The sequence below is a fragment of the Klebsiella quasipneumoniae subsp. quasipneumoniae genome (assembly GCF_020525925.1).
In the GTDB taxonomy this organism is placed as follows: Bacteria; Pseudomonadota; Gammaproteobacteria; order Enterobacterales; family Enterobacteriaceae; genus Klebsiella; species Klebsiella quasipneumoniae.
Genome location: NZ_CP084876.1, coordinates 762,157 through 778,627 on the forward strand (window position 1 = coordinate 762,157; position 16,471 = coordinate 778,627).

General features: G+C 52.3%; 13 protein-coding genes and 1 tRNA gene. 4 read left to right on the forward strand and 10 right to left on the reverse strand.

Going from position 1 to position 16,471, the window contains the following annotated elements:
- Positions 1-5: 5 nt before the first annotated feature.
- The 4 genes from LGM20_RS03815 to LGM20_RS03830 all read right to left on the reverse strand — a co-directional run bounded on the left by LGM20_RS03815 (position 6) and on the right by LGM20_RS03830 (position 6,080).
- Positions 6-1,382 (reverse strand): pyridoxal-phosphate dependent enzyme, encoded by a 1,377-nt coding sequence (locus tag LGM20_RS03815; RefSeq protein WP_075206860.1) that lies wholly within the window; start codon positions 1,380-1,382, stop codon positions 6-8.
- 390 nt (positions 1,383-1,772) lie between these two features.
- Positions 1,773-2,474: an oligogalacturonate-specific porin KdgM family protein gene (locus LGM20_RS03820; protein WP_077255385.1), complete on the reverse strand. Its 702-nt coding sequence runs from the start codon at positions 2,472-2,474 to the stop codon at positions 1,773-1,775.
- Between the two features lie 144 nt (positions 2,475-2,618).
- The gene (locus LGM20_RS03825; protein WP_077255384.1) at positions 2,619-4,676 is read right to left on the reverse strand and encodes a glycoside hydrolase family 36 protein; all 2,058 of its coding nucleotides are present in this window, start codon (positions 4,674-4,676) and stop codon (positions 2,619-2,621) included.
- An 18-nt stretch (positions 4,677-4,694) separates the two neighbouring features.
- Positions 4,695-6,080 carry a sugar porter family MFS transporter gene (locus LGM20_RS03830; protein WP_032454077.1) on the reverse strand — a complete coding sequence of 462 codons (1,386 nt, stop codon included), beginning with the start codon at positions 6,078-6,080 and terminating at the stop codon, positions 4,695-4,697.
- Positions 6,081-6,339: 259 nt separating this feature from the next.
- Here LGM20_RS03830 and LGM20_RS03835 point away from each other — a divergent pair, with 259 nt between their 5' ends.
- Entirely contained in the window at positions 6,340-7,341 is a 1,002-nt protein-coding gene (locus LGM20_RS03835) for a LacI family DNA-binding transcriptional regulator (RefSeq protein ID WP_044524709.1), read from the forward strand.
- A 500-nt stretch (positions 7,342-7,841) separates the two neighbouring features.
- Here LGM20_RS03835 and LGM20_RS03840 read toward each other — a convergent pair.
- A tRNA-Phe gene (locus tag LGM20_RS03840) sits at positions 7,842-7,917 on the reverse strand.
- Between the two features lie 105 nt (positions 7,918-8,022).
- The gene (locus LGM20_RS03845; protein ID WP_023291007.1) at positions 8,023-8,736 is read right to left on the reverse strand and encodes a DUF554 domain-containing protein; all 714 of its coding nucleotides are present in this window, start codon (positions 8,734-8,736) and stop codon (positions 8,023-8,025) included.
- Between the two features lie 419 nt (positions 8,737-9,155).
- On the opposite strand from LGM20_RS03845, the gene LGM20_RS03850 reads away from it, so the two are divergent.
- Positions 9,156-11,294 carry an ornithine decarboxylase gene (locus LGM20_RS03850; RefSeq protein ID WP_023291006.1) on the forward strand — a complete coding sequence of 713 codons (2,139 nt, stop codon included), beginning with the start codon at positions 9,156-9,158 and terminating at the stop codon, positions 11,292-11,294.
- A gap of 43 nt (positions 11,295-11,337) precedes the next feature.
- Here LGM20_RS03850 and LGM20_RS03855 read toward each other — a convergent pair whose 3' ends face one another.
- The 4 genes from LGM20_RS03855 to mutY all read right to left on the reverse strand — a co-directional run bounded on the left by LGM20_RS03855 (position 11,338) and on the right by mutY (position 15,274).
- A complete protein-coding gene (locus LGM20_RS03855; protein ID WP_023291005.1) occupies positions 11,338-12,591 on the reverse strand; it encodes a nucleoside permease in 1,254 nt (417 codons plus the stop codon).
- A gap of 190 nt (positions 12,592-12,781) precedes the next feature.
- Positions 12,782-13,864 (reverse strand): membrane-bound lytic murein transglycosylase MltC, encoded by a 1,083-nt coding sequence (gene mltC / locus LGM20_RS03860; protein ID WP_002916629.1) that lies wholly within the window; start codon positions 13,862-13,864, stop codon positions 12,782-12,784.
- A gap of 48 nt (positions 13,865-13,912) precedes the next feature.
- Positions 13,913-14,188 carry an oxidative damage protection protein gene (locus LGM20_RS03865; RefSeq protein WP_004105744.1) on the reverse strand — a complete coding sequence of 92 codons (276 nt, stop codon included), beginning with the start codon at positions 14,186-14,188 and terminating at the stop codon, positions 13,913-13,915.
- A gap of 27 nt (positions 14,189-14,215) precedes the next feature.
- Positions 14,216-15,274, reverse strand: coding sequence for an A/G-specific adenine glycosylase (gene mutY, locus LGM20_RS03870; protein WP_044524708.1), 1,059 nt, complete (start codon positions 15,272-15,274; stop codon positions 14,216-14,218).
- A gap of 136 nt (positions 15,275-15,410) precedes the next feature.
- On the opposite strand from mutY, the gene trmB reads away from it, so the two are divergent.
- Positions 15,411-16,130 carry a tRNA (guanosine(46)-N7)-methyltransferase TrmB gene (trmB, locus tag LGM20_RS03875; protein ID WP_004205192.1) on the forward strand — a complete coding sequence of 240 codons (720 nt, stop codon included), beginning with the start codon at positions 15,411-15,413 and terminating at the stop codon, positions 16,128-16,130.
- Positions 16,130-16,456: a YggL family protein gene (locus tag LGM20_RS03880; RefSeq protein WP_002916620.1), complete on the forward strand. Its 327-nt coding sequence runs from the start codon at positions 16,130-16,132 to the stop codon at positions 16,454-16,456. The genes trmB and LGM20_RS03880 overlap by 1 nt, the downstream gene beginning before the upstream one ends.
- Positions 16,457-16,471 lie beyond the last annotated feature (15 nt).

A 16,471-nucleotide genomic window follows, 5' to 3' on the forward strand; every position in this document is an offset into this window, starting at 1 on the left:
ATTCCTTATTGTGCGACTCGGTTACGCCAGGCGGTCAGTACATCGCTGCGGGTGACCAGGCCAAGAAAACGCGCGTTGTCAGCGATCACCGCCACCAGACCGCGATCGAGAATGGCCTGCAGTTCGCTCTCTGGCGCACGCTTATCGAGAGTTTCAACATGGCGGCTCATCGCTTCGCTGACCGGCAGAGAGAAGCGTTGGCGATCGCCCCTTACGTGGCGGATCAAATCCCACTCATCGACGATGCCGACCACGCGGCCATCCTCCAGCACCGGCAGCTGGGAGATGTCATACAGCCGCATGCGGGTAAATACTGCGGCCAGGGTGTCGTCCGGCGCGGCCGTGACGGTGGCGCCTTCGTCATGGCGCAGGGCGATAAAATCACTGAGATCGCCCTGTTCGGGGCGGGCGATCAGCCCCTGCTGGCGCATCCAGTCGTCGTTGAACATTTTTGACAGGTATTTATTGCCGCTGTCGCAGGCGAAGGTCACTACCCGCTTCGGACGGCTTTGCGCCCGGCAGTAGCGCAGCGCGGCGCTGAGCAGGGTACCGGTGGAGGAGCCGGCCAGCACCCCCTCGACCTGCAGCAGCTGGCGCGCGGTGAGGAACGCTTCGCGGTCGCTGACGCGATAGGCGGTATGCACCCCTTCCAGCCTGGCCAGCGGCGGGATGAAATCTTCTCCAATCCCTTCGACCAGCCAGGATCCCGTTTCGCCGTAGCGTCCGGTATCAACCTGATCGGCAAGGATCGAGCCCGCCGGATCGGCGAGGATAAATTCCGTTTTCGGCGAATGTTCTGCAAACCAGGCCTGAAGCCCGCCCAGCGTGCCGCCGGAGCCAACGCCGACGACGATGGCGTCTATGTCGCCCTCCAGCTGCTGGAAAAGTTCTGGCGCGGTGGAGGTAGCGTGCGCCAGCGGATTAGCGTCGTTGTTAAACTGGTCGATGTAAAAAGCCCCCGGCGTTTCATCGGCAAGGCGGCGGGCATAATCCTGGTAATAGGCCGGGTGGCCTTTATTGACGTCGGAGCGGGTGAGCAGCACCGTCGCGCCCAGCGCCCGCAGGTGAAAGATTTTCTCGCGGCTCATTTTGTCCGGCACCACCAGGATCAGGCGGTAATTTTTCTGCGCCGCAATTAGCGCCAGGCCGAGGCCGGTATTGCCGGCGGTGGCTTCGATAATTGTCCCGCCGGGCGCCAGTTTGCCCTGGCGCTCGGCTTCGTTAATCATCGACAGCGCAACCCGATCTTTAATTGAGCCGCCCGGATTCTGATTTTCCAGTTTTAAAAACAGACTGCAGGGGCCGGTATCCAGTTTGTGCAACTGGAGCAGGGGAGTATGACCGATCAGGTCGCTCACGGAATGAAACAGTGACATAACCATTTACCCACTCGTTTAAGATATTTTTGCATGGTAGGTCTGTGAAATCGGTTATTTAAAGAATATTTCTCTGTCATTTAGCGCAAAATGGAATATAAGATGCTATTCAGCCATCCGGAGGGAAAGCAGGGTAGCCGCCTGGGCGGATCGATTGCCAGAAAAGGGCGTTTTTAGCCGCTTTTGGCGACAAAAAGACGATTTTAATCAGCGTGTTATATTATATCTGGCAATGTATTTGCGAAAAGATTCTATGGGAGACGGAGCTTAAAGATACAGAGGATACGGGGTGGTAGACCATGTGTGAAGTACGATTCACCACACAACCGATCATATTGAACAGTGGTAGTCACGGTATCCTGAATTCCTCGTAGAGGAAATTCAGGATGTTTTCGTTCAGAAATTATAGCGTAAACCAATTCGAATTCGATAGTTATCGTCATGCTTCGCCGTTACGCGATCCATATAGGCTGCCGAAAAATATGGCTGTGCATGCTTGAACCCCGTGTATGTAAAAACATTATCAACTTCCCAGTGATAGTTTTTATCATTGCTGGCATGAAAGTCATTAAAATGACTATAATAAGCAGGCTCCAGGTAATAATTCCATTCATTGTTAATTACATAATTCATTCCTATATGAGTTTCCATGTTATTATCGGAATCTTTTTTCCCAAGGTAATTTACAGAATCATAATTACGATAATTATAACGAGTTCGTAGCGTAAAGCTTAGAGAAGGGGCAACTGTATATCTGAAGTCAAAATATCCTGCCCCACCTGAACCCTCTGTATTTTCATTGACAATAGCACCAACATAAATTGTCAATTCAGAAAGAGATAAAAATGGATACCAACCTTCAAGTTCATTCCAGCTATGTTTGAGTTGTTCATATGCCTCTAAATTATAGGCATTGGTTAACATGACACCTGCACCATTATTGAAATCATATCCTCCCCGAAAGGCTAGTTCATGACGATTATAGGCTGTTTCGTATCCATCACGCGCTTCGATCCAGGGGCCGGCACTCAATGCCGGAATGGAGAATGCCATACAAAACAATGCTGCAATGTAGAACGTTTTTTTTAGGAAATTCATTTTAACCTCTTAAAGATAAGATGTAAGATTAAGATAAAAGTAATTGACAGCTTTTAATTAAGGGTTGTGGCAGTGGTAACATTCTTTTGTGACATGTAAGTCACAAAAGAATATATTTCTTATGTTAATTTTTTCTGTGGTTTTTTAATGGTGGCAGTGTAATAGCCTCGCCATGAACTTTTTATGAAGTGTTATTTCCATTCTGTTATTTTCCCGAATGGAAGCGTATTCACTTTTATCAAAATGAGGGTAAGCGTAATTCACTTTTAAGTATTCTGCTTCAGGAATGGGGAGAGGGAGTGAAATAGTATCTTCAGTGCTGTCCATTCGCCAAACCGCAAGCCATATATCATTATCATCGTAAAGCCCGAAGGCAAGCCATGGCGATGACATTGATGGCATTCCCAACGGCCAGAAAGGTGTCATGTGGGGGATCTTTTCGCGGAAGGTTTTATATAGTGCGATACCTTCTTTAACCAGTAAAAAGCGTTCCTCGCTAAGCTCCGCAAGATGGCCACTTTGGTGTATGCGTAATAACATCGAATTAATCATATTCATCACTACTTCTTCCCGGTCACCCTCACGCAGCGGATAAGACCAGATAGCAGCCTGTTCCGGCGTAACAGCAGAAGCAGCAGACGATGCGATAACAGCCATTAAACGATAGTCTGTTTGATCGGTAACAGACTGGATGCTGTGATGTTGCAGCAAAGCATAATCCATCCTGAGTCCACCGCTTCCGCAGTTTTCTATCACCAGGTGTGGATAACGATTCATTGTTTTAATCAGCCAGGAAAGGTAGGCGCGGTTATGCTGCAACAGTCCGTCACCTGTGCTGTCGGCCTGATAGTCGGTACCACTACCGGCATTAATGTTGTAATCCATTTTAATATAACTAATACCGTATTCATCAACCAACCGGGCAATAACCCGATCGGCGTGTTCCTGAACCAGGGGATGGCGGAAATCAAGCTGATAACGCTGATGGTCAATAACTCGTTTACCATGGCGCTGGAAAAAGCATTCATCAGGAAGTTTCTGTGCCAGAGTGCACGTAATACCTATGACCTCAAGCTCCAGCCACAGGCCTGGTTTCATGCCTTTTGCAGCAATATAATCGATGGGCTCTCTTATCCCGCGTGGAAAGCGCGTAACTGAAGGTTGCCATTCTCCGACACCATCCCACCATTCACCGTCTGAATACCAGCCGCAGTCGATACAGAAGTATTCGCAACCTGCAACTGCTGCAATATCGATGAGCGGCAACAGTTTTTCTGTCGTAGGATCACCAAAGAGACAGTTCATATAATCATTAAAAATGACCGGTAAAACAATATTATCCTGAGAAGGCCGGAGGATCCGGCGGCGGTAACGGGTGATTTCCTGTAGCGCTTCTTGCAGTCCACCCTGAACCAGCGATACGGCTACCGGGACAGAGGTGAACGTTTCACCAGGCATGAGCTGTTTCCACCAGTGATTTTCGTTTTCAGTAGGACCGCTGATTTGTAAGTAAAGATGCTCACGGAAGTCGCCAATCTCCCACTGCCATGAGCCATTATGCTCAATCTGCCATAACAAAGTGGTACCTGCGGCTAAATCTTCAAAAGCAGCGCAAGGCAGGTAGCCGATGCTTGACCAGGTCCCGGTATTTTCTATGGAAAATCTATCCAAAGAGAAGCGGTTTACCTTATCAAGCCCAAGCTCAGGAAGTGTCGCCCTCTTCCATTGCGCTTCGCCATACCAGTTATTATGTGGAAGATGAAGAACGCTGTTCTTTTCCCACGGAAGGCTACTAATGGCAAACAGTGTCAGGGAACTGACATATTCAAGCCCAATAGACTCCTGGCTGTGATTATGAATTTCACACCATATTCTGGCTGTTTTCAGGTGTTGAAAATGCTGGAGATGCCAATATGCAGATATGACGTCCCCGGTTAGCGCGACTTCAAGTTTCTTTCCAAGGTCATTATCGTAACACCGGTGCGTCTTATAGCGTAAAGATGACCCTGGTTCGCAGCCAGTATGTTTACGTGCATGATGATCATTTTGATTATATCCGCTGGCATGAACCTGAATCAATGGAAACTCACCGTGTGACTCACCATGCTCCGTAGTGGAAAATTGGTCAATATAGATAACTCCTTCTTCATTCAGCGAAAAGGAAATATAAAAACCTTCTTCTTTAAACTCTAAAAAACCCATGTGCGATACCTCTGTCTATCATCGTCCAATATTGCGTAATTTATTACCAGCCATCAGATTCTGTTCAATCTGTTCCAGAGATATGTTTTTCGTTTCAGGAACGAAGCGATTAATAATAACAATGGCTACGACGTTCAGTAACGCATATAAATAAAATGTGTGAGCGCTTCCTAATGAGTTCAGAAGTGACAGGAACGTCGCACTGACAATCATTCCGGCTATATGGCAGGTAAAAGTCGAGCAGGTGATACCAAACTCACGCCCTTTAAGTGGTTGAATTTCAGAACACAACAGCCAGATGAGCGGACCGGCGGACATTGAAAAACCAACGATAAATATCAGCAGCATGGCAACAGTGACAATTTTTCCTGGCACGGATAATACTTCGCCACCGAGTAGTGCCCCGACCACCCCCATTGCGAGACTCATGGTAAGAAAACCTATATACAGCATGGGCTTGCGACCCCATCTGTCCACGAAACCAACGGCAATAAATGTCGCAATGGTCATAACAACACCTACGATGACAGTGCCCCACATTTGGTCTGATGTGGAAGTAAAACCTATTTCATGGAAAATACGTGGGGCGTAATACATCATAACGTTGACGCCAGAGAATTGTTGCATGATTTGCAAAACAATGCCTAAACCAACAGTGCGGCGAAAATTTTTGTTTTCCAGGAATAAATGCCATCCCTGTTGCTTTATCCTGAGTTGTTCTTTTATTTCCCGTAATTCACTTTCTACCTCTGCATGACTACTGCGTAATCGCATGAGCACTTCATAAGCTGCTTCTTCCCGACCATGCATCATGAGCCAGCGTGGGCTGCGAGGCAAAAACAATGCGCCAAACAGAAAAATCAGGGAAGGTATTGCCACGACGAGCAGCATTCCTCGCCAGTTGCCGCTATAGCTGAAAGCAGTATTGGTGAGGAATACGATTAAAATTCCCAGGGCAATCATCAACTGATAGGCAGAAATCATTGCTCCCCGAATACTCTTGGGCGTAATTTCAGAGAGATAAAGCGGTGTGGCGTAGGAAGCGACGCCGAGTCCGACACCGAGAATAAGCCGACCAATAATCAACATCTCGACGTTAGTAGCAAACGTGCAAAATATTGCTCCCAGGCTAAAGGAGGCTGCGGCAATCAGTAACGCATATTTGCGGCCCAGACGATATGCCAGAACGCCGCTGCACAATGTGGCTGCAGCAGCACCTACCATCATTGAACTGACAATCCATTCCTGCTGACTATCGATAAGATTGTATTCTTTGGCGATAAGGGGTAATGCGCCTGAGATGACACCGATATCTAACCCAAATAGTAAACCTGCAAGTGCTGCCAGAAGACATATCCAGATTATTTGTGGCCTTTTTTTACCTCTTGATACAGAGGCAGGCATGACTCTATCTAATTGCATGAGAAAGTACCCTTATCCAGATTGTTATGTGAAATATTTTTTAAAAAATAATACTTAATCGATTTCGTATTTTTCATTCTTGATCTTTAAAATAAGTTACGCAATAGGCTTTTTATTCTGTATGTGATCGATGTCGCACAATGAAATGATGGGGTAAGGGTTTTTATATTGTCACAAGGAAAATAAAGGTTTAAAGTAGCAATAATATCCTTACAGGAAGCCATTTAATCCATAACGAAAAATGAATATTAAAGAATTGGCAGAGTATCTAAACCTATCAACAGCCACGGTCTCGAAAGCGTTAAACAATAAAAGCGATATAAGTAGTCATACTCGTGAGAAGGTGCTTAAGGCAGCAGAAACGCTAGGTTACAGGCCCAATGCTTCTGCCCGGCATTTAAGGAGTGGTAAAGTGGGCGTTGTCGCCTTGCTTCTACCTGTAGCGAAGGATGGTAACGTGCATACTGCTTCGTTCTTTATGCGTATTGCCAGAGGTCTTCAGGCCAGCCTTAAAGACAGTGGTATTGATCCTGTTATTCATGTCACTACCGATCGGCAAGGTGAACATCAGTTGTTACGTAAGATTGTTGAACAAAACCGCGCAGATGCCGTAATTCTCACTGATACGCGAATCGTCGATGAACGTATTCTGCTACTAAATGACCTCCAGTTCCCGTTTGTTACAATGGGGCAGAGTCGAGCAATGAACGGGCTGTTCAACTGGGTCGATTTTTATCATGAAGATATGGGGCGTCAGTGCGTTCGTTTTGCTCTATGTCAGGGCGCGAAGCGTATCGCTATTGCCACGCTGGGTCCTGATAGTATGCACGGCCAACAGTTTCTGGATGGCTGTTTACATGAAATGCGCGAATGTGGACTAACACCGGGTAAAGGATTAGTTTTCTTTGGAACAGTCGATGAATTGTCCGGGGAGAAAGCTGTGCAGCAATTCATGCTGCAAGAAATAAAGCCGGACTTTATCATTTTCATCAATGACTTTTTATTGATGGGGGCTAGCCATTATCTGCGATCGCTTAATGTGGGTAGCCTTGATGACCAGTCCATGATGTGTGCCACTGCGAGCAGTGATTTTTCTTCGCGGATAATGTCTTCAACCTGTCTTTTTACTGTAGATCATGAAGAGGTTGGAAGATGCCTTGGAGAAGCCGTGCTTAGGGTAGTAGCTGGCGACAGGGAGCACCGTTCGGTCCTCATAAATCTCCCTGCTAATTTGGTGAATTAATTTACTCTATCCATGGCGTGCCAGTTCGGTGATTAAAATGCATATGGCGGTTAAAACATTCCTGCTGTAATGCTTATGCATACTGATGATGACAGTTGTACAGTTTATGTGCTTGATAATGGTCGTGATCATTTCGCCGTTTCCCTTGACACGCTACTCTCATGTTTGAAGGTGGCTGAGGAACACGGCCATGTACCTGAAATCGGCGCGGACCGGTGGTGTCTTATTGCTAACCATACTGCGTTGGGATACTCGTCATGAGGCATACCAATGGATGTATTCAAAATTTCTGTTGATACACAGCAGGTTCACAAGATTGGGCAGGTTCTTTAAATAGTGGTGCCCGGACTCGGACTAACGCCGCAGGCGTTGAACAGCGCGCGTGTCGCGCTGGCCCCGAAGGGGTGAGCCGCTGGGCGGCGAATAATCGAACGCAGTTCGATGAAGAGTCCGGATGCAGAAAAGCAAAAACCCAGCCATAGGCTGGGTTCTTTAAATAGTGGTGCCCGGACTCGGAATCGAACCAAGGACACGGGGATTTTCAATCCCCTGCTCTACCGACTGAGCTATCCGGGCAACGGGGCGCATTAAACCGTAATCGCCGCGCCTCGTCAACGAAATTTATCTGTTTTGCAGCAGACTGAACAATCTATCACCACATTGCGCTAAAAGCACGCGTCTTCAGGCAAAAAACAGCGTCCAGGCCGCTGAAATCGGCATCGCCAGCACCAGCGCAGGCAGCATATTCACCACGGCAAACATTTTTATTCCGCAGATGCGCAGCCCGGTGGCCACCAGCAGCATACCGCCGACGGCGCTGAAATCCGCCAGCATCATCGGCGTGGTGAGCGGCATAATGATCGCCGCGCAGGCCGCGAGGGTCAGCTGGATAAGCAGCATCGGCACGCTGATGGCGGCGACGGCAATGCCCAGGGTGCAGGCGAAAATGGTGGCGGTGAAAAAATCAAGAAACGCTTTGGCAATCAGAATGCTGGCGTCGCCGGTCATTCCTTCGCGCATGGCGCCGAAGACGCCGGTGCCGCTGGCGCAGAACAGGACGATAATCGCCACATAGCTCTGAATATAGGAGTCATGAGCTGAGGCCTTTTTCTTACCCTTCGATGACAGCAACTGCTGAAGCTGACTGACCAGCGTATTTATGCCTTTTTCCATATTGCATATTTCGCCGAGCAGCGTTCCCACCAGGGTCGACAGCACCATCACCGGCAGATTGGCGCATTTAATCACCAGTAAAATACCGATGCCTAATGACGCCAGGCCAAAAATTGAGGTCATGGATGTGCGGATCCGTTCCGGCAACCGCTGGCTGAGTAGGGCGCCTAACACGCCGCCGACCAGCACCGCGCTGGCATTAATAAAAGGTCCTGTAACCACGCTGACTCCTGTTAAATATCCCTGATAACCGACTGATTATGACGTTAACCCGCCGTGAAAGCTTGTGTATCCGTGATATAAGTGCATACGGTTTTCATCTTGCGCCTGCCAGGGAAAGGTGCCATGATTGCGCGAATTTTCTCCTCCCTGATATGAGGCCGCCGATGACGACACTGCCATTACCTCGCCAGCGACGCCGCGCACAGATGCGTGGGCTGCCTCATCTTGCTACGCTTACCCCTTCGTTCACCATGCGGTGAAGGACACGTATGCTCACTGTAGGGCAACAGTAAGATCGGACGCGTCTGCTTTTACTGATGTCCGGCGGTCGGAGCTGAATCCGTCAGACCCGGACACATCGTTGGGCAAGGTTTCCCTTGTCTGAGATTTTTACACTCCCGATACGGGCATTTGCGCTTATGAAATCCATGCACATTGCCGCCAGCTGCGAGCTGGTCACCCGCTTGTCCACCCACCGTCGCGTTGTGGCGCTGGACAGTACCGATTTTACTGATGTGGCGGCAGTCGTCATCACCGCGGCGGACAGTCGCAGCGGTATCCTTGCCCTCCTCAGGCGTAGCGGATTTAACCTGCCGGTCTACCTGCTGAGCGAGACGGCGGTCGATAAGCCGGAGGGGGTACAGGCGGTGATCGCCGGTAAAGATCAGGAGTGGCTCGAGCTGGAAGCGGCGGCCTGCGATTATGAAGCGCGTCTGCTGCCGCCGTTTTTCAATACGCTGACCCAGTACGTCGAAATGGATAACAGCACTTTTGCCTGTCCGGGACACCAGCACGGGGCCTTTTTCAAAAAGCATCCCGCAGGCCGTCAGTTCTATGACTTTTTTGGCGAAAACGTCTTTCGCGCCGATATGTGTAACGCCGATGTAAAATTAGGCGATCTGCTGATCCACGAAGGGTCGGCCAAGCATGCGCAGAAGTTCGCCGCGAAGGTCTTTAATGCGGATAAAACCTACTTCGTCCTTAACGGCACCTCGGCGGCCAACAAAGTTGTGACCAACGCGCTGTTGACCCGCGGCGATCTGGTGCTGTTCGATCGCAATAACCACAAGTCAAACCATCACGGGGCGCTGATTCAGGCGGGGGCGACGCCTGTCTATCTTGAAGCCGCGCGCAATCCGTTCGGCTTTATCGGCGGCATTGACGAGCGTTGCTTTGATGAGCGCTACCTGCGGGATCTCATCCGCGAAGCGGCGCCAGAGAAAGCCACGGCCGCTCGCCCGTTTCGCCTGGCGGTGATCCAGCTCGGGACCTATGACGGCACGGTCTATAACGCCCGCCAGGTGGTCGATAAAATCGGCCACCTCTGCGATTACATCCTGTTCGACTCGGCGTGGGTGGGCTATGAGCAGTTTATCCCGATGATGGCCGACTGTTCGCCGCTACTGCTGGAGCTGACGCCGGACGATCCGGGCATTTTTGTCACCCAGTCCGTACACAAGCAGCAGGCCGGTTTCTCGCAGACGTCGCAGATCCATAAAAAGGATAACCATCTGCGCGGCCAGGCGCGCTTCTGTCCGCACAAGCGGCTGAATAACGCCTTTATGCTGCATGCCTCCACCAGCCCGTTTTATCCGCTGTTCGCCGCGCTGGACGTCAACGCCAAAATTCACGAAGGCGAGAGCGGCCGCCGCCTGTGGGCCGAATGCGTGGCGCTGGGCATCGAGGCGCGCAAAGCGATCATCGCCAACTGTAAGATGATTCAGCCCTTTATTCCGCCGATGGTGGCGGGGCGCCCGTGGCAGGATCACCCGACCGAAGCGATCGCCCGGGAGCGTCGTTTCTTCAGCTTCGAACCGGGCGCGCGCTGGCATGGTTTCGAGGGCTATGCCGACGACCAGTATTTTGTCGACCCGTGCAAGCTGTTGTTGACCACCCCTGGCATCGATGCGGAGAGCGGGGAGTACAGTGAGTTCGGCATCCCGGCGACCATTCTGGCGCATTACCTGCGGGAAAACGGCATCGTGCCGGAGAAGTGCGACCTTAACTCGATTCTGTTCCTGCTGACGCCGGCGGAAAGCGCCGAAAAAATGGCGCAGCTGGTGGCGATGCTGGGGCAGTTTGAACAGCATATTGAAGCGGATACGCCGCTGGCCGATGTGTTGCCGACCATCTACAACAAATATCCGGTGCGCTATCGCGACTATACCCTGCGCGAGTTGTGCCAGGAGATGCACGATCTGTACGTCAGCTTTGACGTGAAGAGCCTGCAAAAAGAGATGTTCCGTAAACGGAGCTTCCCGCGGGTGGTGATGAATCCCCAGGATGCCAACCGCGAATTTATCCGCGGCGACGTGGAGCTGGTGCGTCTGAGCGAGGCGGAGGGCCGCGTCGCGGCGGAAGGGGCGCTGCCGTATCCGCCGGGGGTATTATGCGTGGTGCCCGGTGAGGTCTGGGGGGGCGCTGTGCTGCGCTATTTCCTCGCGCTGGAGGAGGGGGTCAATATGCTGCCGGGCTTCTCGCCGGAGCTGCAGGGAGTCTATAGCGAGACGGATCCGGACGGCATTAAGCGGCTGTATGGCTACGTGTTGAAGGGATAAAAAAACGCCCCGCCGAACAGGCGGGGCGTTTTACTTTTGCCGATCACGCGCTCTGCTGCGCGGCGGTCGGCTGTCTGACGTGTTTGTATTTGAACAGCGCCACGAAGGCAAAAGCCAGCGCCAGCGAATAGCCGGCGAAAATCAGCCACACGCTCTGCCAGTTAGTGATCCCTTCGACGGTAAAGTGCTCCACCACTTTGCCGCTCACCATGCCACCGAGAATACAGCCGAAGCCGTTGGTCATCATCAGGAACATCCCCTGGGCGCTGGCGCGGATTTCCGGGCGCACCTCTTTCTCAACGAACACTGAACCGGAGATGTTGAAGAAGTCGAAGGCGCAACCGTAGACGATCATCGACAGTACCAGCAGCACGGTGCCGAACGGCGTCGGGTCGCCAAAGGCGAACAGGCCGAAGCGCAGCATCCACGCCACGATACTCATCAGCATGACGTTCTTTATGCCGTAGCGGCTGAGGAAGAACGGGATGGTCAGGATAAACAGGGTCTCGGAGATCTGCGAGATCGACATCAGCACCGAGGCGTGTTCGACGATAAAGCTGCCGGCAAACAGCGGATCTTTATCGAAGCTGTGCAGGAAGGTATTACCGAACATGTTGGTGATTTGCAGCTCGGCGCCGAGCATCATCGAAAAGATAAAGAAGATGGCCATGCGCTTGTTTTTAAACAGCGCGAAAGCGTTAAGCCCCAGCATCTCCGTCCAGCTTTGATTACGCTGGGCGTTAGCCACCGGGATCGTCGGCAGCGTCAGGGTGAACAGCGCCAGCAATACCGACAACGTCGCACCGATGTACAACTGCATATGGCTCAGCTCAAAGCCGGAGAAGCTGACGCCCCACATGGCGAAGATAAAGCCGATAGTGCCCCAGATACGGATCGGCGGAAAATCGGTAACGATATCCAGCCCCGCCGACTGCAGGCGATAGTAAGAGATGGTGTTAATCAGCCCCAGCGTCGGCATATAGGCCAGCGAGTTGAGGAGGATCACGAGGAACATTTCGCCCGGCGTGGTGACCTGCGCCGCCAGATACAGCGTCAGCGCACCCACCAGGTGACAAACGGCATACACCCATTTGGCGCTAATCCACTTATCGGCGACGATGCCGAGCAGCGTCGGCATCAGCACCGCGGCGATACCGAGCGAGCTATAAACCGCGCCGATTGCTGCGCCGTCAAACTTCAGGGTGACAAACATGTATGAGCCAAGCGTGGTAAGCCAGCTCCCCCAAAGACAGAACTGCAGGAACGACAGTATTTTGAGCTGCAGCTTAAGATTCATGTAGTTATCCTCACGAATGTGGGCTTGTTATGTTTTTAAAATAACATTAAACCCGTTATTTTGATGCGATTCTATCATTCGCCAACCGAAGGCTTCTGTTAACTGCCGCAGAAAACCGAAAGATATTGCACCGTATGGCGCAGAAAAAACGCGGCCTCAGCGCGGGGCTGAGGCCGGTGTCAGGAGGGGGTTATTTACGGCGGTAGCTTTTCTGCGCCGTGTTAACTTTATACAGATAGCGGCGCGATTCCGCCGAAGGATGACGGGTAGTCAGGGTCTGGTAGACGTCCCCTGGCGCCATGCTGTTGATGATATTCGCCGCCTGGACTTTATCGCTGGAGAAGACCCGCAGCACGCTGCCGGCGCCGCCGTTATAGGCGGTGATCACCGCGTAGCGACGCGAGGTGGGGTTATCGATGCCGGCGAGGTAGACATTGTTCAGCATCGCCAGGTAGGCGGTACCGGTGTCAATGTTATTCGCCGGGTCGAACAGATAGCTGCGGCTTGGCAGGCCCGATTTACCCTGGGAACGGAAGACGTCTCTGCCGGCGCTGTGCTGGACCACCTGCATCAGCCCCATGGCGTCGGCATGGCTGACCGCATAAGGGTTAAAGGAGGATTCGGTCTGCATAATCGCGAGGATCAGCGACTCATCAACCCCATACTTACGCGAGGCCTGACGCACCATGCCGAGGTATTTATGCGCACGTTTGTCGAGGTGGTTCGGCACCAGGTTAATGGTGATGCTGTAGACCACGCGCAGGCCGTTGTTGCGGCTCTTCAGGCGGGTTTGCAGCAGATAGTCGGCAAAGCGCGCGGCGCGCCACTCCCAGCGAATCGATGCCCCGGTGTTATCCACCACCTGGCCATAGAGGAACGGCTCTTTGGAGATCTGAATGTCATCGACATCGGAATAGAGGTCGATGGAGTTGGGGTCATCGCCCATCAGCAGGGTTTTGACGATCGCCTGGCGCAGTCGTCCGCGCGGATCGGTGCCGGCGATGGTCTCGACGGTGATCGTCCCTTCATCGAAGTTGATGTGGCTGCGGGTTTGATACTGGTCGGTGTATTTGACGTAGTCCTTCGGCCCGGCGAGCAGGACTTCGTTGTACCCCCAAATGTTCTCGATGTTGTGGGCAAACTGGCCCATCAGGATATCAAAACCGTTGGTATCCTTGACCCAGGCCTCGTTGTATTCGGCGCCTTTTTTATTGGAGCTGGAACACGAAACGAGCAACGGCGCAATCAGCGCGAGCGCTAAGTATTTTTTCATCATTCCGGGCGTGCGTGTTGTGTTTGTTTTTAAAAGGCCGCAGGGCCCTTACTGTTTTTCCGGCGGCGTATAGCCTTCGATGTGCACGTCTTTCCCTTCAAACAGGAACTGCACCATCTCCTGCTCCAGCAGCTTGCGGTGCTCCGGGTTCATCATGCTGAGCTTTTTCTCGTTGATCAGCATGGTCTGCTTGTGCTGCCATTGCGCCCAGGCTTCTTTGGAGATTTCGTTGTAAATGCGCTTCCCGAGTTCGCCCGGATACAGCTGAAAATCCTGGCCGTCCGCTTCACGCTGCAGGAAGGTACAAAAAATGGTTCTGCTCATAATCAATCCTCTTTGATAGCCGAAAATTTATACCGGCGTTCCGGCTTTTAACTGTTGCAACAAGCGCTCCACGGGGGCCGCCAGACCGACGGACGGCGGCTGCGCTAAGTTATACCAGAGTGCGTTGCCTTCATCCATGCATGCGCCAGATGAGTGCACTGTAAGCCACATCGGCACAATATCCAGGTGGAAATGGCTGAAAGTGTGGCGAAAAGCGGTGAGCTGCGTCAGATTATCGGCCTTAATCTGGCGCTGTGCCAGCCACTCGCGCAGGCCCGCTTCGTCGGCAAACTGCGGAAAACAGAACAATCCGCCCCACAGACCCACCGGCGGACGTTGGGCGAGAAACACCTCGTCACCGTGCTGCATCAGCAGAAAATAGCCGGTGCGTTCCGGAATGGTCTGCTTCGGTTTTTTGCCCGGATATTCTGCCCATGAATGATTGGCGTAGGCCACGCAGCCGTTGCTCAGCGGGCACAGTTCGCACTTCGGCTTCGAGCGGGTGCAAACCATCGCCCCGAGATCCATCATCGCCTGGTTAAAACGCTCCACGCCCTTCGCCGGCGTGACCGCTTCGCTGATCTCCCACAGCCGTTTTTCCACCTCTTTTTTCCCCGGCCAGCCGCTGACAGCATAGCAGCGGGCGAGCACGCGCTTCACGTTGCCGTCGAGAATCGGATAATGCTGACCGAGCGAAAGGGATAAAATGGCCCCCGCCGTTGAGCGCCCGACGCCGGGAAGCGCCGCCACTTCGTCAAAGGTCTGCGGGAATTCGCCGCCGTGCTGCGCCGCCACCTGCTGCGCCGCTTTGTGTAAGTTGCGCGCCCGCGCGTAGTAACCCAGTCCGGTCCACAGATGCAGCACCTCATCCAGCGGCGCGTTGGCGAGATCGACCACCGTGGGGAAACGCGCCATAAAGCGTTCAAAATACGGGATAACCGTGGTCACCTTGGTTTGTTGCAACATCACTTCGGAGAGCCATACTTTGTAGGGCGTCTTGGCGATTTGCCAGGGCAGGGTTTTACGCCCGTATTTGTCGTACCAGTCCAGGACCTGGGCTGAAAATTGCGTGGCGAGAAAAGTCAAAGCTACGGCTCCGGGATCGCGATTACAGGGTGGCAGATTGCAGCACAAGGCCGAGTGGCTGTAAACCCTTGCATCCGCCGGGTAACTTTGGATAATGCCCGTTTTCCGAACACTTTCACTAGCAGACCTAACTTTTATGAAAAACGACGTCATCTCTCCGGAATTTGATGAAAACGGCCGTCCGCTGCGCCGTATTCGTAGCTTCGTCCGTCGCCAGGGCCGCCTGACGAAAGGGCAGCAGCATGCGCTGGATAACATTTGGCCGGTGATGGGCGTTGAATTCAACGATGCGCCGCTCGATTTCGCCGCCCTGTTTGGCCGCGAAGCGCCGGTCACCCTCGAAATTGGCTTCGGGATGGGCGCCTCGCTGGTGGCGATGGCAAAAGCCAAACCGGAACAGAATTTCCTCGGCATCGAAGTGCACTCCCCGGGCGTCGGCGCCTGTCTGGCCTCGGCCGAAGAAGAAGGTGTGCAAAACCTGCGCGTGATGTGTCACGATGCGGTGGAAGTGCTGCACACTATGATTCCGGATAACTCGCTGAATATGGTGCAGCTGTTTTTCCCTGACCCGTGGCACAAAGCGCGCCATAATAAACGTCGTATCGTGCAGCCGCCTTTCGCCGAGCTGGTGAAAAGTAAACTGAAGCTCGGCGGCGTCTTCCATATGGCGACCGACTGGGAAGCCTATGCCGTCCATATGCTGGAAGTGATGTCCTCGCTGGAAGGATACCGTAACCAGTCGGCAAGCAACGATTACGTACCGCGCCCGGAATCGCGCCCGGTAACCAAATTTGAACAGCGTGGCCATCGTCTCGGCCACGGCGTATGGGACTTAATGTTCGAGAGGGTGAAATAATGGCCAAGAATCGTAGCCGTCGTCTGCGGAAAAAAATGCATATCGACGAGTTTCAGGAGTTAGGCTTCTCCGTCGCCTGGCGTTTCCCGGAAGGGACCAGCGAAGAACAGATCGACCAGACGGTCAACGATCTGATCGAAGAGGTGATTGAGCCGAACAAGCTGGCCTTTGACGGCAGCGGCTATCTCTCCTGGGAGGGGCTGATCTGCATGCAGGAGATCGGTAAATGTACCGAAGAGCATCAGGCTATCGTGCGCAAATGGCTGGAAGCGCGTAAGTTAGAGGATGTGCGCACCAGCGAACTTTTTGACGTCTGGTGGGACTAAGTTTGACAAGGGTCG